This window comes from Pseudemcibacter sp. (assembly GCF_965661635.1).
Classification (GTDB): domain Bacteria; phylum Pseudomonadota; class Alphaproteobacteria; order Sphingomonadales; family Emcibacteraceae; genus Pseudemcibacter.
The window spans coordinates 15055-35296 of the sequence record NZ_CBFIEP010000170.1 but is presented as its reverse complement, the minus strand read 5'-3'; the positions used below and the strand labels follow the sequence as shown (position 1 = coordinate 35296).

General features: G+C 40.7%; 20 protein-coding genes. 9 read left to right on the top strand and 11 right to left on the bottom strand.

What is annotated here, in order from left to right:
• From ACTF6W_RS11395 to ACTF6W_RS11380, 4 genes are all read left to right on the top strand, one after another.
• A partial coding sequence (locus tag ACTF6W_RS11395; RefSeq protein ID WP_438994667.1) for a prolyl-tRNA synthetase associated domain-containing protein occupies window positions 1-464 on the top strand: 464 nt, incomplete at its 5' end.
• A 12-nt stretch (window positions 465-476) separates the two neighbouring features.
• Window positions 477-1364, top strand: a complete 888-nt coding sequence (trxA, locus tag ACTF6W_RS11390; RefSeq protein WP_438994666.1) for a thioredoxin — start codon at window positions 477-479, stop codon at window positions 1362-1364.
• Window positions 1365-1382: 18 nt separating this feature from the next.
• On the top strand, window positions 1383-2060 hold the full coding sequence (locus tag ACTF6W_RS11385) for an LON peptidase substrate-binding domain-containing protein (RefSeq protein WP_438994665.1): 678 nt from the start codon (window positions 1383-1385) through the stop codon (window positions 2058-2060).
• Between the two features lie 29 nt (window positions 2061-2089).
• On the top strand, window positions 2090-2287 hold the full coding sequence (locus ACTF6W_RS11380; protein ID WP_438994664.1) for a Trm112 family protein: 198 nt from the start codon (window positions 2090-2092) through the stop codon (window positions 2285-2287).
• On the opposite strand, the gene ACTF6W_RS11375 is transcribed toward ACTF6W_RS11380, so the two are convergent.
• Both ACTF6W_RS11375 and ACTF6W_RS11370 read right to left on the bottom strand, forming a co-directional pair.
• Window positions 2284-2877, bottom strand: a complete 594-nt coding sequence (locus tag ACTF6W_RS11375) for a YceI family protein (protein ID WP_438994663.1) — start codon at window positions 2875-2877, stop codon at window positions 2284-2286. The two genes, ACTF6W_RS11380 and ACTF6W_RS11375, sit on opposite strands and share 4 nt — an antisense overlap.
• A gap of 47 nt (window positions 2878-2924) precedes the next feature.
• Window positions 2925-4148: a UbiH/UbiF/VisC/COQ6 family ubiquinone biosynthesis hydroxylase gene (locus tag ACTF6W_RS11370; RefSeq protein ID WP_438994662.1), complete on the bottom strand. Its 1224-nt coding sequence runs from the start codon at window positions 4146-4148 to the stop codon at window positions 2925-2927.
• A 278-nt stretch (window positions 4149-4426) separates the two neighbouring features.
• On the opposite strand from ACTF6W_RS11370, the gene ACTF6W_RS11365 reads away from it, so the two are divergent.
• The 4 genes from ACTF6W_RS11365 to xth all read left to right on the top strand — a co-directional run bounded on the left by ACTF6W_RS11365 (window position 4427) and on the right by xth (window position 9384).
• The gene (locus ACTF6W_RS11365; protein WP_438994661.1) at window positions 4427-6835 is read left to right on the top strand and encodes a DNA translocase FtsK; all 2409 of its coding nucleotides are present in this window, start codon (window positions 4427-4429) and stop codon (window positions 6833-6835) included.
• A 79-nt stretch (window positions 6836-6914) separates the two neighbouring features.
• Window positions 6915-7691 (top strand): LolA family protein, encoded by a 777-nt coding sequence (locus ACTF6W_RS11360; protein ID WP_438994660.1) that lies wholly within the window; start codon window positions 6915-6917, stop codon window positions 7689-7691.
• Between the two features lie 273 nt (window positions 7692-7964).
• The gene (locus ACTF6W_RS11355; protein WP_438994659.1) at window positions 7965-8570 is read left to right on the top strand and encodes a hypothetical protein; all 606 of its coding nucleotides are present in this window, start codon (window positions 7965-7967) and stop codon (window positions 8568-8570) included.
• Window positions 8571-8586: 16 nt separating this feature from the next.
• Window positions 8587-9384, top strand: a complete 798-nt coding sequence (xth, locus tag ACTF6W_RS11350) for an exodeoxyribonuclease III (RefSeq protein ID WP_438994658.1) — start codon at window positions 8587-8589, stop codon at window positions 9382-9384.
• Here xth and ACTF6W_RS11345 read toward each other — a convergent pair.
• Genes ACTF6W_RS11345 through ACTF6W_RS11335 form a run of 3 tightly spaced genes read right to left on the bottom strand, consistent with a single transcriptional unit; the run spans window position 9381 to window position 11426 of the window.
• Window positions 9381-10133, bottom strand: a complete 753-nt coding sequence (locus tag ACTF6W_RS11345) for an SDR family oxidoreductase (protein WP_438994657.1) — start codon at window positions 10131-10133, stop codon at window positions 9381-9383. The two genes, xth and ACTF6W_RS11345, sit on opposite strands and share 4 nt — an antisense overlap.
• Before the next feature lie 9 nt (window positions 10134-10142).
• Window positions 10143-10676 carry a 6-pyruvoyl trahydropterin synthase family protein gene (locus ACTF6W_RS11340; protein WP_438994656.1) on the bottom strand — a complete coding sequence of 178 codons (534 nt, stop codon included), beginning with the start codon at window positions 10674-10676 and terminating at the stop codon, window positions 10143-10145.
• A gap of 57 nt (window positions 10677-10733) precedes the next feature.
• A complete protein-coding gene (locus ACTF6W_RS11335; protein WP_438994655.1) occupies window positions 10734-11426 on the bottom strand; it encodes a response regulator transcription factor in 693 nt (230 codons plus the stop codon).
• An 86-nt stretch (window positions 11427-11512) separates the two neighbouring features.
• Between ACTF6W_RS11335 and ribA the strand changes: the two genes are divergently transcribed.
• Entirely contained in the window at window positions 11513-12622 is a 1110-nt protein-coding gene (gene ribA / locus ACTF6W_RS11330; RefSeq protein WP_438994654.1) for a GTP cyclohydrolase II, read from the top strand.
• Here ribA and ACTF6W_RS11325 read toward each other — a convergent pair.
• The 6 genes from ACTF6W_RS11325 to ACTF6W_RS11300 are packed head-to-tail and all read right to left on the bottom strand — an operon-like array spanning window position 12614 to window position 20211.
• Window positions 12614-13477 (bottom strand): DMT family transporter, encoded by an 864-nt coding sequence (locus ACTF6W_RS11325; RefSeq protein ID WP_438994653.1) that lies wholly within the window; start codon window positions 13475-13477, stop codon window positions 12614-12616. The two genes, ribA and ACTF6W_RS11325, sit on opposite strands and share 9 nt — an antisense overlap.
• A 6-nt stretch (window positions 13478-13483) precedes the next feature.
• Window positions 13484-16288, bottom strand: a complete 2805-nt coding sequence (gene fdhF, locus ACTF6W_RS11320; RefSeq protein ID WP_438994652.1) for a formate dehydrogenase subunit alpha — start codon at window positions 16286-16288, stop codon at window positions 13484-13486.
• 15 nt (window positions 16289-16303) lie between these two features.
• The gene (locus ACTF6W_RS11315; protein ID WP_438994668.1) at window positions 16304-17755 is read right to left on the bottom strand and encodes a formate dehydrogenase beta subunit; all 1452 of its coding nucleotides are present in this window, start codon (window positions 17753-17755) and stop codon (window positions 16304-16306) included.
• 41 nt (window positions 17756-17796) lie between these two features.
• The gene (locus ACTF6W_RS11310) at window positions 17797-18255 is read right to left on the bottom strand and encodes an NAD(P)H-dependent oxidoreductase subunit E (RefSeq protein ID WP_438994651.1); all 459 of its coding nucleotides are present in this window, start codon (window positions 18253-18255) and stop codon (window positions 17797-17799) included.
• An 11-nt stretch (window positions 18256-18266) separates the two neighbouring features.
• Complete coding sequence (gene fghA, locus ACTF6W_RS11305) at window positions 18267-19103, bottom strand: S-formylglutathione hydrolase (protein WP_438994650.1); 837 nt, start codon at window positions 19101-19103, stop codon at window positions 18267-18269.
• 1 nt (window position 19104) lies between these two features.
• Window positions 19105-20211, bottom strand: coding sequence for an S-(hydroxymethyl)glutathione dehydrogenase/class III alcohol dehydrogenase (locus ACTF6W_RS11300; RefSeq protein ID WP_438994649.1), 1107 nt, complete (start codon window positions 20209-20211; stop codon window positions 19105-19107).
• Window positions 20212-20242 lie beyond the last annotated feature (31 nt).

Genomic DNA, 20242 nt, shown 5'->3' with positions numbered 1-20242 from the left:
AGTTAGGGATTAAAACCACCACTTGTCGCCATGCGCCGCTATATACCGTTGAAGAGTCTCAGAAATTACGTGGGGAAATTAAAGGCGGACATTGTAAAAGCCTATTTCTTAAAGATAAGAAAAACAACTTTATCCTCGCCGTGCTCAGTGAAGATAGAAGATTAGAGATGAAGGCACTTTTTACGTCGGGAAAATTAAATGTCGGGCGACTTAGTTTTGCGTCTCCTGAACGAATGATTGATATGCTCGGAATCAAACCGGGGTCTGTAACACCCTTTTCATTAATTAATGTTGAGCATAAAGAATTGATCGTTGTGTTGGATAAAGGCATGATGGAAAATGTATATTTAAACTATCACCCTTTACATAATGAAGCGACAACCACTATACACCGCGAAGATTTGTTGAAATTTATCAAGCATTTTGGCTTTGATCCGATTATCATAGATTTTGATACACTTTAAAGAGTTTTAAAAATGGAAAATACCCCTAGTAACGCTGCGGTAAATATTTTTGACGCAGACATGACAAATTTTGTTTCTGATGTGATCGAAAGATCAATGCAAGTCCCCGTATTGGTGGATTTTTGGGCGCCTTGGTGCGAGCCTTGCAAAACACTAATTCCGCTTCTTGAAAAAGTGGTTACGGAGGCAAATGGTTCAGTCATTATGGCTAAAGTCAATATTGACGAAGTTCAAGAACTTGCTGCACAAATGCAAATCCGTTCGGTTCCAACCGTCGTTGCCTTTGTTGATGGCAGGCCCGTGGATGCTTTTGCCGGCGTAAAAACTGAAACTGAAATTCGAGAGTTTATCGGAAAAATAGCCCCCGAAATGGGACCATCCGAAATAGATCAAATTCTTGAATTTGCAGAAAACGCATTCAGCCAAGAACAATACCAAGAAGCAGGCGGTGCCTATTCACAAGCAATGCAACTTGATGAAACAAATTTAAAAGCAACTGCCGGGCTCGCAAACGTTTTAATAAAACTAAACGATCTTGAAAATGCAGAACAAGTTCTTTCTGGTGCAGCAGATAAAAATGACCCCTTGATCTCCGCCGCCATAGCCACATTGGAAACAGCGAAACAACTTGACGATATTGGTGATTTAGACGCTCTTAAAAAAGCTATTGAGAAAAACCCCGACGATCATCAATCAAGGTTTGATTTATCTTTGGCCTTATGGGCAATCGGCTCTCAAGAAGACGCAGCTGATCAATTGCTCTATATTATAGCAGCAGACCGTTCTTGGCAGGAAGATGGGGCACGAACACAACTACTTAAATTTTTTGAAATGGCCGGGCCAATGGATCCTTTTACGGTGGCGGCACGTAGAAAGTTATCAAGTATATTATTTTCATAAAGCTTAAGGCCAAAAAACATGAATGACTTACCGATAACGCTTCCTATCTTCCCACTAACGGGGGCCATTTTATTACCACGCGGACATTTACCGCTTAATATTTTTGAGCCTCGTTATAAAAAAATGATCGAAGATGCCCGTAAAAATGAAGGGGTCATCGGCATGATACAACCTTCGAAAATGGCCATATCTTCAACCATTGAAAATAACGATAACTTCGGTACTGCAAATAAAGACCCAGATTTATATAATATTGGTTGTGTCGGTTTAATTTCAAATTTTGAAGAAACCGCAAATGGTCAGTATTTTATCATCTTAACCGGACTAAGACGTTTCAGAATAACTGAAGAAATAGCAACCACAACGCCTTACCGTCAAATTAAAGCTGACTATTCAGAATTTATCCAAGATGCCGCCGAACCAGATATTGGGCAAATAAAAACCACGGACAGTTTTTTTTCGGCTTTAAAGCAATATTTAAACGCGATGGATATAAAAATCGATTTGAATGCATTTGAAGATTTAGCAGACGAAGAGCTCATCAATTCACTCGCGATGGTGTGTCCATTTGATGCCGCTGAAAAACAATTATTGTTAGAGTGTGGGGCGTTGAAAGATAGAGTCTCTCTAATGATGAAAATAATGGATTTTAAGTTGCCACAAGATGGTATATCATCCGATCAGCATATTCATTAAGACTAATTTATTATTCAAGGTAATACCAAATGTCCGAAGAGCAAAAAGTTAATTATGGCAAATTAGATCCAAGTCTTTTGGAAGTATTAGCGTGCCCTGTAACCAAAGAAAGTTTGGTTTATGATGAAAAGGCCGGCGAATTAATTAGCAAAAAAGCCAAGCTTGCTTTCCCCGTTCGTGACGGTATTCCAATAATGTTGATCGATGAGGCAAGAGAATTAGATTAGTTTACTTTAAGTGCCTCGGCTTCTATGACAATACTAATATCATCTGAAACGAATGCTAACAATTTATCCATTCCCCATTTTGAGCGTTTCACATTGGTTCTAATTGAATAACCTGTGCGCATTAAATTAACGAGAGGGTCAATGGCTTTTTTATTAAAGCGCACTTTTAATGAAATCTCTCTGGTTTTTCCAAGCATGGTGAAATTTCCCGTAACTTCTGCATTATCTTTTTCAACCAAATTAATGTTTGTGCTTTGAAACCTAGCTTCTGGGTGATTTTCAACGTCAAAAAATGTTATGCTTTTTAACTGACGATCGATTTCATCGCTACCGCTTGCAATGCTATTGGTATCAATCAATATATCAATTTTGCTTTTATTAATTTCGCAATTATTTAATTCAATTGTTCCCTCAAAATCGGCAAAGCGGCCGATGGTTCTTGAATATCTCATTCTATCCGCATACCAAACAATACTGGTATAGGTTTTATCCAGTTTATAATATTCAATACACTGTGAAGGTTCTTGAGCATAAGAAATAGAGCAAATACTTAAGAAAAGAATGAATATAAACGATTTAAGCTTCAACATTAGAAAAGCTTAGTACATAAAGCTGACCAAAACAAGGAAGCGACACTTTAAAGGGCTTCACCTTTTAATAATTTAGGCAACTTTCCAACAGTTCCACGTGCGTGCTTCATAAAGAATTGCTTCATTGCCGGCATCTCTTCAACGGCGGCTATTCCTAATCTTCGCCCGAATGTTACGATAGGATTATCATTTGAGAATAATCGTGTTAAACCGTCCATGCCTAATGCAAGTATATTATTATCTGTGCGACGCCAATGGACATAACGTTCAAGAACCAATTCGGACCCTAAATCGGCGCCAATTCTTTTTGCATCCACCAGTACTTCCGTTAAGGCTGAGATATCCCGCAACCCTAAATTGAAGCCTTGTCCTGCAATTGGATGAATACCGTGCACTGCATCACCAATTAAACAAAAACGATCCGCCGTATAATTATCCGCCAGCTGCATTGATAAAGGGTAGGACCATCTCAAGCCTAACGACTTAACGTCACCCAAGAAATCACCAAACTTTTTCTTAAGCTCTGCATTAAAACCGGCTTCATTTAAACTCATTATTGTTTTTGCACGCTCAGGCGGCTCACACCAAACAATAGAGGATCGATTATCTTGAAGAGGTAAAATTGCAAACGGCCCACTAGGATAAAATTTTTCATGTGCAATCCCTTGATGCGGGAGTTCATGTTCAACGGTAGTAACAATGCCCGTTTGTTTATATTCCCATTCACGGATATTAATTTCATAATGCTGTCTTAAATGTGAGCCGCGCCCCTCGGCCGCAATAAGCAAATTAGAATTAATTTCTTCACCGCCTTCAAGCGTTACAGTGACGCTACCGTCTAAATTTTCTGTTTTGATGATTTTATTAGGCATTATCAGATTAATGTTTTTATGATTTTCAATGGCACCATAAAGGCCCGCTCTTATGTGCCTTACTTCAACCATTTGTCCAAGTGGGCCATCCCCTAATTCCTGTTCATCAAAATGTAAGAATGCGGGACAATCACCGTCAGTAACATGAATTTCGTTAATCGGCTGGGCACTATGGCCAATTTTGTCCCATAACCCTAACGTTTTTAACATTACATATGGTGCATAAGAAATGGCGTAAGAACGCCCGTCAAATTCATCTCCTAATGAAGCCTCGATATCAAGACTATCGATTATGGTTGTTTTAATACCATGTTCGGCTAATGAAAAAGCCAACGTCATACCAACCACACCGGCGCCAGAAATAATGATCTCTGTTTGACTTGTTTTATTTTTCTTCAAAATCGCATCCTTACAATAATCAAAGTTATTATAAAAGTTGCGTTAAGTCTTCGCAAATATATTCGGAGAAATGATTACAAATTCACATCCTCCTAAAATACTACGGAGTATGATAAAATCATAATAATGACCATAAATGACGTCATGACATCATTATTATGTAAAAAAATTGATTTTTTCCTATATTTACAGCGGATTAGGCCATATATTTGCCTTGTTCTGTGGCATAATGCTACACTAATAAAGAAATAAGAATATGTCGACATCAGGGAAGATCATTGGCTGGCAGACGAAATTCAATAAAGAAAAACGCGAAAAAATCACTTTTACCAGCATCGGTAAGTGAGTTTCTGCGCAAATTATTAATTCGGTTTTGGGGAAGCGCTCTTATAATAATATTTGCAGGCTTTATGGCTTCCTTTATCAGTTATGATATCAACGACCCAAGCTGGAATAACGTTGTTGAAGGCGAGGCAACCAATTGGCTTGGGCAAATCGGCTCACATGGAGCTGACATATTCATTCAAACTCTTGGTCTTGCTTCATATATCCTAGTGCTTCCATTATTAACTTGGGGATGGCGTATTATTACGCTTAAAGGACTTCCGTTTATTTTCATACATTTATTGATGCTACCACTTCTTGCTATGTCAGCAGCTCTTACCTTTGCGACGATACCACCATTTGAGAGCTGGATGCTCATGGAAATTGGCTTGGGTGGCGTATTAGGTCAAGTCTTGCTCGATTATATTGCGAGCTTCATCGCATGGACGGGTATCAGTTTCTACGCCCTCATTATTGGCATCACTTTTGCTGTCGTTACGACCATATGTTTCTATTATACGGCCGGATTAACACGCGACGAGTGGGGTAATATGCTTTATGGCCTTAAATGGACGCTGTTTACCTTTGTTGCAAAAATTGTCGGTGTCATTCTTTATCTTAAGCAGTCAATGAAACGGGCAAGCGAAAAACCTGCGAAAAATAAAAATGCCGGAAAATCTGTGTCTGTTTCCCGAAAAGATCCTCCGCTAAAAAGGAGCGAAGAAAAAGAAAAACGCACAATCCCAATTATTGATAAAGAAAAGAAAAGCGTTAAAACCAGTAAGAGAGAGACTATTGAGCGTCAACCAATGCTCGATATCATTACGGACGGCGAATTCGCACTTCCTTCTTTAAGTCTTTTATCGCCCCCTAAGCCATTAAGCGAACAAGACAGACTGACCCATGATGCATTAGAGCAAAACGCGCGTATGTTAGAAGCCGTGCTTGACGATTTTGGCGTTAAAGGTGAGATTACAAAAGTTAGACCCGGCCCTGTTGTTACGCTTTATGAATTAGAGCCCGCACCTGGTACTAAATCATCTAGAGTGATAAATTTAGCCGATGACATTGCAAGATCAATGAGTGCAACATCAGCTCGTGTTGCAGTGGTATCGGGTAAAAACGCAATCGGTATTGAGCTTCCCAATAGCAAACGTGAAATTGTCGCTCTCAGGGAAATATTATCATCAAGTGTCTATGAAGATAGTAAAGCAAAACTAGCAATGGCATTAGGTAAGGATATTGGCGGCGATCCAATTGTTGCTGATATTTCTTCGATGCCGCATTTACTTGTCGCAGGAACCACCGGTTCCGGTAAGTCTGTTGCAATCAACGTTATGATCTTATCATTGATTTATAAATTAACCCCAGCTCAATGTCGTTTGATCATGGTTGATCCTAAAATGCTTGAGCTCTCTGTTTATGATGATATTCCGCATTTGTTAACCCCTGTTGTAACCGATCCTAAAAAGGCGGTTGTTGCATTAAAATGGGCCGTCCGTGAAATGGAACATCGCTACCAAAATATGGCAAAGTTACAAGTTCGAAACATTACGGCCTATAACAAGCGATTAGAAGAAGCGCGCCAAAAAGGCGAAAATATAATTCGTAAAGTTCAAACGGGCTTTGACCAAGATACTGGCAAGCCAATTTACGAAGAAGAAAGTCTTGATTTAACACCGCTGCCAATGATCGTAGTCATTGTTGATGAAATGGCCGATTTAATGCTGGTCGCCGGAAAAGATATCGAAGCGTTAATTCAACGATTAGCGCAAATGGCACGTGCCGCCGGCATACATTTAATCATGGCGACACAGCGTCCATCCGTTGACGTTATTACAGGCACAATTAAAGCGAATTTCCCAACTCGCGTTGCCTTTCAGGTTACATCAAAAATTGATAGCCGCACCATTTTAGGCGAACAAGGTGCAGAACAACTTCTAGGTATGGGGGACATGCTTCACATGGCAGGAGGTGGTCGCATAACCCGCGTACACGGGCCTTTTGTTGATGATAAAGAAGTTGAACGCGTTGTTAAAGCGCTTAAGAAACAAGGAAAGCCTGATTACCTTACCAATATTGTCGAAGAGCCTGACGAAGGGTTTGATTCACAATTTTTGCAAAATTCTCAAATGACTCCTAATTCTGGAAAACCTTCAGGTGATGAACTTTATGATCGCGCCGTTGCTATTGTTGCAAGGGATCAAAAGGCATCCACCAGCTATATACAACGTCAATTACAGATCGGTTATAACCGTGCGGCCAATATAATTGATAAAATGGAACGAGAAGGTGTTGTTAGCAGCGCGAACCATGTTGGAAAACGTGAAGTATTGGTTCAAGACCATTCTGAAGACTATTAAAACTTTTTAATTTATCTTGTCTTAATTCTACCTTATTGTATGCCTAAATTTTAATAGTATTATTATGTTAGGCATATATATGATGAGAATTATATCAATATTAGTTATTTTACCGCTCCTCATGGTGCAGGCTGCCTATGCACAAGTTCAAGTTAAAGTTCCAGAGGTTGAAAAAGAACCACTTGCGGTGCCCCCTATCGAAGAAAATGAAGTCTTGGAAACCCGTCAATCAGCAGAAGAGGGGAAACCTGAGCCCAAAGCGAGAATGGTAGAATTTTCAGCACCACCAACCATTATTGAAAACGAAGACCGTGAAAACGTCATTTCAAAGATTGAAGATACCCTTAATCGCATCCGCACTTTAAAGGCAACATTTATCCAACGTGGCCCTCAAGGTAACGTCGATGAAGGCAAGCTTTATATTGAAAGACCCGGTAAAATAAGATTTGAATATACCGATGATACACCGATCTTGCTTGTAAGTAACGGTGATATGCTTTCCTTTATTGATTATGAAGTTAATCAAATAAGCCGATGGCCCATTGATAAAACCCCTCTTAGCATTTTGGTGGAAGATCAAATTGATCTGAAAAATATGAAAATCGAAATTCCTGAAATGATCCGTTTTGCTGGTTTAATTAAAGCATCCGTTATACAACCCGATCAACGCGATTATGGCTATATTACTTTAATATTTGAAGAATCGACCATGGAACTTAAATCATGGGAAGTTGTCGATGTTCAGGGCTATACGACAAGGGTTGCTCTGCTTAATCCTGAATATAATGTTACAGTGGATGACAGCCGCTTTACATATGACGATCCGCGCCCTAGACGACGTGGCCCTAGACGATAATAATTCTAATAAGTTATCTAACCACTGATCTTGAAATAATAAAATTAGTTCCCATATATAAAATACAAGTCGAAATGATTGTTATTCTAAAGTTCCAGTAACACAATTTTTTTGGCTTCATAGGGCGATGAGGTTTTTTCCTTTTTCCCCTCCCTCGCGCTCTATTAAACTTTGTTTGCCCGGCCAGTTCATCTGGCCGGGATTTTTATTTATCAATTACCCTCTTGTTATGGCTTGTCATTCCGTCTAATTTGCAAACAGAAGGAATATGAAATGAATGAAGACAGTCTAGAAACTGACACAGAAATTGATGATTTTAATGTTGGTGAAGAATATCCAACATTAATGCTTGTCGCACGCTTCTCATCAATGATTTCTGAAACAAAATGGTTTCATAAAATAGGTTTAGAACTGGCTCAAGATGATATCAAGGCTGCACGTCATTATCTTGATGCGTTGGGTTTTCCTGAAGGATATCCTGCAGAAATCATGGACTGGGACGATGCGATCGCATGCTTAGAGACCAATGATTGGAACAGCCCCTCATGGGAAGCTGAAGAACAACTGGCGGCGTCACTGATCAATTCCGCTTTAGAATTTATCGAAGAGGATGTCTTAGAAGTAGCTCTTACAAATGTTACAAGTAAAGCATCAGAATATATAACAAACGCAGTCGAGAATGCCTCAATGCAGTGGGGTATTGATGACGAAGAAATATTGCGCGCCGCAATTGGTCAAGCGGTTCAAACTTGTTATCAAGCAGCGCTGGTTATTGCCGCAGACGAAGAAGAAAATCATCCATTTGCGCAAAAATTTCGACTATATGAAAATGGCCATTGGCCTCTGGGCGTTGCGGGAACAACGCTCAATATATTTTAAAAAAAGGGTATTATAAATGTCTCAGGTCCGTCTTATAACATGGAATATTAATTCCGTTCGTGCACGTCTGCCAATTGTTGAAAAACTCCTTGCTGATTATAACCCCGATATTTTATGCCTTCAGGAAACGAAAGTACAAGATCACATGTTTCCTTTGGATGTTTTTAATCAGTACGGTTTAAATCATCATGCGCTCGCTGGACAAAAAAGTTATCACGGTGTTGCAACACTTAGCAAAATTCCCATGACCGAAAAAAATAAAATAAATTGGTGTGATATGGGTGATGCCCGCCATGTGGAAACACATTTTGATAATGGGCTAAAACTTCATAATTTTTATGTCCCTGCTGGTGGTGACGAACCAGATGTCGCGGTGAATGATAAATTTGCTCACAAAATGGATTTCCTCTCCGAAATGACAAATTGGTCCCATGACCTGCCCGAAAATGGTAAGCATGTGTTGGTTGGTGATCTAAATATAGCCCCATTAGAAAGTGATGTCTGGTCTCATAAAAAATTACTAAAAGTGGTAAGTCACACCCCACAAGAATGTGAAGCAATGCATTCACTGCAAGAAGCCCATAATTGGTTTGACGTTATGCGGCATTTCGTACCAGAGCCGGAAAGGCTTTATAGTTGGTGGTCATACCGGTCGAAAGATTGGCGCGCAGCGGATAAAGGTCGTAGGCTCGATCATGTTTGGTGTAGCCCACCTCTAAAAGACAAAATGAAATCAATGCATGTACTAGAAGAGGCGCGTGGGTGGGAAAAGCCATCTGATCACGCACCGGTGATGGTTGAATTTGACGTTTAATTTTTGTCTAGAATGCCATCAGCCACATCAACAACATCTTTGGTGAAGTTCATCAATTTTTGCCCTCCATCAACTGGAATAACAGTTCCATTAATAGATTGCGCTTTCATGAGATGAAGCACAGTGTCGGCTATGTCATTTACATTGATAGGTGCGCCATTGAAATTAAGATGACTTGCAAGTTCAAAACTTTTCTCCGATTGCCCTTCGGCAATTAATGTCATACCGGGGGCAATTCCATTCACTCGAACCTTTGGGCTTAATGCCTGCGCCATCATTTCCGTAGCGCCAAATAAACCATATTTGCTTAATGTATAACTTGCATAATCAGCATTAAGTGCAAAGACTTTACTATCTAAGATATTAATAACGCTGCCACGATCATTCTCATTCAAACGCTTATAAAGACCACGTGCAAGCTGCATCGGCCCTCTTAAATTTACATTCATATGATCTTGAAAACTATTTTCATGAAAATTTAAAAGCGTATCTGCTGAAAAAAGTGACGCATTGTTGACCACATGCTTTAAATGAATACAAGAAGAGATCATTTTTTCCACTTCATCATATTGACCGAGATCACATTTAAGAACTTCTCCGTCGCCAGCTAGTTTTGAAAGTGTGTCGTTTGCTTCTGCTTCACTGTTATGATGATGCATATAAATATAATAACCGGCACCACTTAAACGTTCAGCAATGGCTTTGCCAATTCGTTTGTGGCCCGCGGTAATTAAAACGGCATCCTTCATAAGATATCCTTATAAATCATTTATGGACATGTCTGCACGCACCCACCATGGCTCATCAAGTCCATCATAAGAACCCATTGATATGGCTTGATCCGGGTCCCCTTGAAAAACAACAGTATTGGTTGGCGTTTCTTCCACTTCAACGCGATTGCATTTCATAGAAATACCCTCGGCTTTTAAAAAGCTATTTATTTTGGAAAAGAAACACGCTGCCAAAACCTCTGTTGTCGGGTCCCCTGGCGTTATCATTAAACGGGGTAAATTTTCAGGTTCATTTTCTTTAAAATAGCTAAGAAGCGGGTCGCGACTAGATAACTGCATTGTGTGATCAACTGCATTATCTATCCAATTATGCCACGTTTTCTTTAACGTCTCAAACTGGTTGCTCATGTTTGAGATCCCATCAAGGTTATCTTCATTTAAGCTGACCAAATGAACTTTTACAAATTCATTATGACCATGCGGCACAAAGCATTTACCCTGCTTTATATTATAAAGCCGGTGGCTCATTGAATATCGTCTTGTAAAACATATCTCAAACATCATGTTGCGCTTGATATATCAGGACGCGATAAGAGTCTAGATAAATCAGGAAGGCTCTTAGCTATTCGCCATGCTATAGCCACCAGATTCCGTCAATATGATTTTTGCTTTAGTCTGGTCTGATTCAATTTTTTGTCTTAAACGGTAAACATGCGTTTCAAGTGTGTGGGTTGTGACATTTGCATTATAACCCCAAACTTCATTAAGCAACTTTTCACGCGATATAGTCGCGCCTTCGGCTCGTTTTAAAAATTTCAATATGGCCGTTTCTTTTTCCGTAAGGCGTATTTTTTCACCCGTTTCTTCGTCCGTTAAGATTTTATCGCCCGGCTTAAACACATAATGCCCAACAGGATAACTCGCGTCTTCGCTAATAAGATGCTGTGTTAAATGTGCACGGACACGTGCCAAAAGAATGCCAAATTTAAACGGTTTGGTGACATAATCATTTGCACCTGCATCGAGTCCAAGGATTGTATCGGCTTCCGATGCATTGGCCGTTAACATGATGATCGGCGTATTAATGCCGGTTTTTCTCATCATACGACATACTTCTCTTCCATCAATATCAGGAAGGCCAACATCTAAAATAATCAGATCAAAATCCTGATCTTTCACGGTTTCTATACCGCTTTTACCATTATCACATTGTTGGGTTTTGAACTCTTCGTGAAACGAAAGTTGCATCGCAAGGTTTTCTCTCAGATCATCATCATCATCAACGAGAAGTATATTATATGTATGTGTCATGTTGTTTCTCTGTTTTTACACTTAACTTCATATTATATAAGTCGTATAACCATATTCAAATTAAAATAAAGATGTTTAGGCTCAAAGTGAATAACAATTCCGTGATCAATCAAAATCTTACCTCAGTGGAAAGAGCCGCTGGCGACCTGCGTCGCGGGGGTATAATTGTTGTGACCGACGGCAAAAAAGCGCATCTTGTAACTTCAGCCGAGCTTATTGTAGACCAGAAAATTAAACAACTTAAAGCTCTTTCTAATGAAGATCCCCTTGTTGGATTAACATATAATCGAGCGAATATCTTAAAAATATCACCGCGCTCCGGTGATGTAGCACTGGTTAAAATTAGTGCTCATATGAATAGCGGCGTTATTTCCTCAATGGCGGACCCCGCAGATGATTTAATGCAAATAATGCGAGGACCATTTGTCGTAACCGAAAATAATCCCACCGCCATTCATGATGCGGGTATTAAAATGTGCAAAATTGCCCGGCTTCTTCCCGCAGCGGTTTTTTCAGTTGTCCTTGAAAACCCTGAACACCTTATTGAACAAAATGATATTCTTTCTGTAACCGTTGACGAAGTCCTGAATTATACGGTCAATGATGCCTTATCACTTAATATTGTGACATCAGCAAAAGTACCACTTGAAGGGGCGGAGCAAACAACCATGGTTGCGTTTCGCCCGGATGACGGTGGTACAGAACATTTCGCTATTATTGTCGGGGACCCAATACGTGAAGCTCCCGTTCTAACACGAATTCATTCAGAATGCTTTACAGGGGATCTTCTTGGATCTTTAAAATGCGATTGTGGTGAACAGATGCGTGGCGCCATTAAATATATGAATGAAGAGGGTGGCGGCATCCTTCTTTATCTAGCTCAAGAGGGAAGAGGCATTGGCCTAATCAATAAATTACGGGCCTATCATTTACAAGATCAGGGGTTTGATACAGTTGATGCCAACGAACGGTTAGGGTTTTTATCAGATGAGCGTATTTTCGAACCCGCCGCGGAAATGCTTAAACAAATGGGCTATGGAAAAGTAAGGCTTCTGACCAATAATCCTGATAAGGTAACGGGACTAGAAAATTGCGATATTATTGTTTCTGAACGTGTCGCTCATAAATTCCCCTCAAATAATCATAATGATCTTTATTTAAAAACCAAAAAGAAGCGTTCCGGTCATCTATTGTAACCCAATTAGTAAAAACCCAGTTGCAGAAAGTATAAAGCCCAATTTCTGATTTCGGTTCAACCTCTCACCAAAAATTAGATATGATAATATCAAAATAAAAATCATGTCTAAGGAAAATAACGTGACAACAATGCTGCCTGGCCCTTTATTAAGCGCCGCAGCATAAAAATATAATCCGGCGAATGAAACGGTTCCGGTAATACCCCCAATTAAAAAGATATGCGATTTTGACTTTTCGCTAGGCCACGAGCGATTTCTTTTCATAAAGACACGCGAGAAAAAATAAACAGCACAATAAAAATATGCGAGAGCTAATACCGCTGAGCTTGAAATCTGTAATTCTTCGGCAATTTTTAATCCCCCGTTTCTAAAGGAAAGCAGAAACATACAAGAAAGCATAAGTAAAAACCAAATACGCGATACACTTCTTTGTTTGCCTTTCATTTTCATGTTTACAACCAACATAGCCAAAAGAATGAGAAATATCCCTGCGCTTTCTAGAATGCCAATTTTTTCGCCATAATAAAGCGAGGATAATAGAATGACGATGATAATGTTGGATTTAGCAAATGAAGAAGATAGCCCAGCTGGTCCGTGTTTCAATCCTATTGAAAAAGCATAGTTACCACCCGCCGAACCAAGACCAATAAGCGCCGCCATTATAATATAAATTAGATAATCATCGGTTGGTAATGTGGAAAAGGCATTTATAAAGAAACAAAGAGAGCCAACCAAATAAAGACCAGAAAAGAACCAATCTTCATCGCCTTTATGATGGGCATTCCATTTGAAAAAGACACCACCAATGCCAAACATCATGGCACCGAGGATCGCTTCTACGACATAGAATTCCACTACGCTTTATTCCGCGATGTGGCGTGTACTTTCGGAGAAATCATCAAACTCTTCCTGCCAATCTGATTTTCTATTTGTTTGACGCACTTCAACTGCAGTCACTTTATATTCAGGGCACGACGTCGCCCAATCACTATTATCCGTCGTAATTATATTCGCACCCGATTCTGGCATATGGAATGTGGTATAAACAACACCCGGCTGCATATTTTCGGTTATTCTCGCTTCGAGCACCGTTTCACCCATGCGACTTTGTATCATAACCATATCACCATCAACGATACCTCTGTTTTCAGCATCGTGAGGATGAATATCCAGAACGTCTTTATCATGCCATACATTATTTTTTGTGCGCCTTGTCTGCGCCCCGACGTTATATTGGCTTAATATCCGTCCAGTGGTTAGAATAAGTGGGAATTTACGCGTTGAACGCTCAGTGGTCGGCACATATTCCGTTAATATAAAATTGCCTTTTCCCCGCACAAAACCATCAATATGCATAATTGGCGTCCCTTCTGGCGCTTTTTCATTGCATGGCCATTGTACTGATCCCTTTTCATCCAATAAATCAAAACTCACATTTCTAAAAGTCGGCGTTAATCGTGCAATCTCATCCATAATTTCTGAGGCATTATTATAATGCATATCATATCCCATGGCACGTCCAAGACGGCATGTGATTTCCCATTCGTCCATGCCTTGAACGGGTTCCATGACTTTACGTACGCGACTAATTCGGCGTTCTGCGTTTGTGAATGTGCCGTTTTTCTCTAAAAAGGATGTGCCAGGGAAGAATACATGCGCAAAACGTGCCGTTTCATTAAGAAATAAGTCCTGCACGATTAATAGATCCAGAGCATTCATCGCCGCTTCGACATGATGGGTGTTTGGGTCTGATTGGGCAACATCTTCGCCTTGAATATACATGGCTTTATATTTCCCATCGACCGCTGCATCAAACATGTTCGGTATTCGGTAACCAGGAACAGGATCAAGATCCACACCCCACTCTTCTTCAAACTCTCCGCGCGCTTCGTCATTACCAACGGGACGATAGCCTGGAAACTCATGGGGGAATGATCCCATATCGCATGAACCTTGTACATTGTTTTGCCCCCGTAACGGATTCACCCCCACACCCAATCTTCCAATATTACCAGTTGCCATTGCAAGGTTCGCCATGCCAATCACCATGGTGGATCCTTGTGAATGCTCTGTCACTCCGAGACCATAATAAATGGCCGCATTACCACCCGTAGCATAAAGCCTGGCTGCTTCTCTGATATCTTCGGCATTTACTCCAGTATATTCACTAACAACTTCTGGGCTGTTTTGCGGTTGAATAATAAAATCGAGCCAATCATTAAAAGCATCGGTATCACAGCGCTCATTAATATAATCTTGATTCATCAACCCTTCAGTCATGACCGTGTGTGCAATGGCATTGATCATGGCCACATTGGTACCCGGCTGAAGCGGAAGATGGAAGTCTGCTTTCACATGCGGTGATTTAACGAGACCCGTTTTACGTGGATCAATAACAATTAATTTCGCTCCTTCACGAAGTCGTCTTTTCATTTGGCTCGCAAATACGGGGTGTGCATCCGGCGGGTTAGCGCCAATAACCATCATCACATCCGTATCCATAACACTGTCAAATGTTTGTGTACCTGCCGACGTGCCTAACGTTTCGCGAAGTCCATATCCTGTTGGTGAATGACAAACACGCGCACAGGTATCCACATTATTATTTTTAAATCCAGCCCGTATGAGTTTTTGTACAACAAAAACTTCTTCGTTTGTGCAGCGTGATGACGTTATGCCGCCAATTGATTTACGTCCATGTTCTTTCTGAATATCCATTAAACGTTTGGCTGCAAAATCAATCGCTTCGTCCCAGCCAACTTTTTGCCATGGATCCGTAATATTTTCGCGGATCATGGGATTTAAAATACGGTCTTCATGAATAGCATAATCCCATGCAAATCGCCCTTTAACACAAGAATGCCCTTGATTAGCCTGACCCTCTTTCCACGGCATCATACTAACGACTTCATCATTTTTCACTTCTGCTTTAAAACCACAACCAACACCACAATAGGCACAGGTTGTAATCACTGTTTTCTCTGGTTTACCCATTTCCATTGCACGTTTTTCAAATAAGCTGTCCGTCGGGCATGCCTGAACACAGGCACCACAGGATACACAATCCGATGATAAAAAGTCCTGATCCGTACCAGCGGCAATTTTACTATCAAATCCACGGCCATCTATTGTTAATGCAAAAGTACCTTGAACTTCCTCACAAGCACGTACGCAACGAGCGCATAATATACATTTTGCCGGGTCAAAACTAAAATAGGGATTACTATCATCAATAATGGTTTTGAGATGATTATGTCCATCTTTGCCGTATCGATTTCCTTCAAGCCCCACGAGACGTGCCATATCATGAAGAGGACTATCATCATCTGGATGATCTGATATGTATAATTCCATTATACCTCGGCGAAGCTGCGTTAATCGATCCGAAGTTGTCTTAACCGACATTCCTTCTGAAACGGGCGTGGTACAAGATGCTGGTGTGCCTCTTACGCCATCAACTTCAATCAAACATAAACGGCATGAACCATATTCTTTAATACTGTCTGTCGCACAAAGACTTGGAATATCAACCCCGCCTTCACGTGCGGCCCTCATTACAGAGGTTCCTTCCGGAACCGTAATGGTTCTGCCATCGATCTCTACAGTAACTGCCTTATCCGTTTTTTTCGCCGGCGTGCCGTAATCAATGTCATGTTCGTAAGTCATAGCTTTTCTCAAATTCTAATCTTTGAAATCATTTTCCCAATGTTTTAATGCACTTTTTACCGGAATTGGTGTCATGCCACCCATTGCGCATAATGATGAACTATCCATTAAATCACAAAGTTCTCTCATTAATTCAAAGTTGCCTTTATCAATCAACTCAGACCCCCTAGTTGATCCAATTCGGCATGGCGTACATTTTCCGCAGCTTTCGATTACACAAAAATCAAAGGCAAATTTAGCTTGTTCTTTCATATCAGCCGTTTCGTCAAAGACAACTATGCCACCATGCCCCAAAACCGCGTCAGCCTCTGAAAAGGCTTCATAATCAAGCGATAAATCGAACTCTTGTGGTGGAATGTATGCACCTAATGGTCCGCCAACTTGAACGGCTTTCACATTTTTACCAGAATAAGTACCTTGCCCAAATTCATTAATCATTTCACCAAGTGTTATTCCAAATGCTTTTTCCACTAAGCCGCCACACTTGACATTTCCCGTTAATTGAAAAGCAATTGTACCACGAGATCGTCCAATTCCGAAATCTTTGTAATAATCGCCACCTTTAGACATGATGATAGGGATACTTGCCAGCGTCAAAACATTATTAATGACCGTAGGCTTTCCAAATAAACCGACATGCGCAGGAAGTGGTGGCTTTGCTCGCACCATACCACGTTTCCCTTCCAAGCTTTCAAGCATGGCTGTTTCTTCACCGCAAACATAAGAACCCGCTCCAATTCTAACTTCAAGAAAGAAGTCAGAACCGCTCCCTAAAATATCAAAACCAAGATAATTATGTTCTTCTGCGATTTTGATGGCATCATTTAAGACGACTTTACATAAAGGATACTCGCTCCTCAAGTAAATATACCCTTTGGTCGCACCAACAGCCAAGCCAGCAATAATCATCCCTTCGATAAGACAAAAGGGGTCACTTTCCATTAAAATACGATCTGAAAAAGTCCCGCTGTCCCCTTCATCGGCATTACAGCAAATATATTTTTGATCGCTTTGTGCCTCATAAACTGTGTTCCACTTGATCCCTGTTGGAAAGGCAGCGCCGCCCCGTCCGCGCAACCCTGACGTCATGACGTCATCGATAATTTCTTTCTCAGACAACTTTAAAGCACGCTGAAGGCCCAGAAACCCGTCATTTTCCAGATAGTCGTCTATTGAAAGGGGATCAATTAACCCGCATCGCTCGAAAGTGAGGCGTTCCTGATTTTTCAAATACTCAATTTCTTGCGTCAAGCCCTGACATAAAACATGACGGCCTCCCTTTAAAAAGTCGGCTTGATGTAAACTCTCTATATCCTGTACCGTCACAGGACCATATGCCACGCGTCCTTTGTCCGTTTCAACTTCTATGAGTGGCTCAAGATATGTCATTCCCCATGTTCCATTTCGGACAACTTTAATATCTTCTGGCAAGTCAGAAATAGCCTTCGCCACATCATCCGCACCCATACTGATAGATGCTGTATCACGAGGAACATATACTGTTACAGTCACGCCTCTTCTCCTTTAACCAACTTCTCAAAGTTGTCTGAAGTCACTCGCGCATGAAGTTTGCCATCAATTTCTACATTTGGGGATAGCGCACAATTGCCAAAACAATATACCGTCTCAAGCGAAACAGCGCCGTCTACACGAGTTTCGTCAATTTTTACCCCAAGTATTTCCTCAACTCGTCTGGTTAAATCACGTGATCCCATTGACTGACACGCTTCCGCCTGACAAATGCGCACGACTTTTTTTCCACGGGGAGATGTTTTGAAATCATGGTAATAACTTATGACACCGTGCACTTCTGCTCTGGAAATATTAAATCCATCCGCGATATCATCGATCGTTTCTTTAGGTACAAATCCAAATACTGACTGAATTCCGTGCAAACATTCAAGTAGGCCACCTGGTATATCTATATACTGGTTAATAACTTCAACGGCTTTATCAGTATTTACCATGTTTGCTTCCATTATAATATCGCTGCGTGATGTTTTAGATGATCATCGACAAAAGTGTATATGAAAAAATACCCATGATCATAGCCTTCATGACGTCTAATGTTCACTTTTTGATGGACATCTGCGCAAGCTTTCTCAAAGTTTTCTGGCATAAGTTGGCTTTCTAGAAAGGGATCAGAAAGCCCTTGATCTATAAGTATTTCTGGATTTTCAGACGCATATTGATCCTTTCTAACTAAGTCACATGCGTCATAGTTGGCCCAATCCTTACGGTCATCACCAATATAATTGCCAAGCGCCTTATGACCCCATGGACAATTCATAGGGTTTACAATTGGCGCAAAGGCAGAAACAGAGCGAAACCTCTCTTTATTCTTTAGATAGATTGTTAAAGCACCGTGCCCACCCATTGAATGGCCAAAAATACCAACACGTTTAGCATCAACTTCAAAGTTGTCTAAGATTAAATTATATAATTCATCACTTATATAACTATACATATTATAATTTATGTCCCATGGCGCTTCGGTAGCATCAACATAAAATCCCGCTCCTTTTGCAAAATCCCATCCCTCTTCATCTGGTACGGCATTACCTCTGGGCGAAGTGTCTGGCGCAATAAGGATCATGCCCAGTTCAGCGGCCAACTGATAAGCGCCCGCCTTAGTGGTAAAGTTGTCTTCAGTACACGTTAAACCAGCCAGATAAAAAAGCGCAGGACATTTACTTTTCTCCGCTTGTGGTGGAATAAAGATGCTGAAATTCATTTCGCATTTCGTGCTATTTGCTTGATGGCTATAATATCGAACTTCGCCACCAAAGCATTTGTGATTTGATTTAACGTCCATTTTAGTAAACAACCACACTTCTAATCGATTTACCTTCATGCATTAAGTCAAACGCATTATTGATATCTTCAAGGGGCATCGTGTGCGTGATCAAATCATCAATATTGATTTTCCCGTCCATATACCAATCAACAATCTTGGGTACGTCAGTACGTCCGCGAGCACCACCAAAAGCAGAGCCACGCCAAACGCGTCCTGTAACTAGCTGGAATGGTCGCGTCGAAATTTCTTGGCCAGCGCCGGCAACACCGATAATAATGCTCTCACCCCATCCTTTATGGCAGCATTCTAATGCTTGACGCATGGTATTAACATTACCAATACATTCAAAACTATAATCTGCGCCACCATTGGTAAGATCAAGAATAGCTTCCATTAGATCGTCGCATTCTGTTGGGTTGATAAAATCAGTCATGCCAAATTGTTTAGCAATATCAACACGACTGTTATTAATATCAATTCCTATTATTTTATTGGCACCGACCATTCGTGCGCCTTGAATTACGTTAAGTCCAATACCACCAAGGCCAAAAACCACCACATTTGAGCCGGGTTCAACTTTAGCATCAAAAACAACGGCGCCTACACCAGTTGTCACCCCACAGCCAATATAACAAATTTTCTCGAAATCAGCATCTTTGCGAACTTTTGCCACCGCAATTTCCGGCATAACTGAATAATTTGAAAATGTTGAGCACCCCATATAATGAAGGATCGGTTCACCATTGATACTAAAACGACTTGTTCCATCCGGCATTAAACCAGAACCTTGTGTTTCTCTGATTTTTTGGCACAGATTGGTTTTCGGATGTAAACAATAATCACATTCGCGGCATTCTGGTGTATAAAGCGGAATTACATGATCGCCAACTTCAACGGATGTAACACCTTCGCCAATTTCCACGACCACGCCGGCGCCTTCATGGCCTAAGATAGCTGGAAATGCACCTTCCGGATCATCGCCAGATAACGTGAACGCATCCGTATGACAAACACCCGTTGCTTTCATCTCCACGAGCACTTCACCTGCACGGGGCCCATCAAGATTTACAGTTTCAATACTTAAGGGCGCTCCAGCTTTAAAGGCAACTGCTGCTTTGGTTTCCATTATAAACTTCCTTTATCTCTTATTGTTTTTA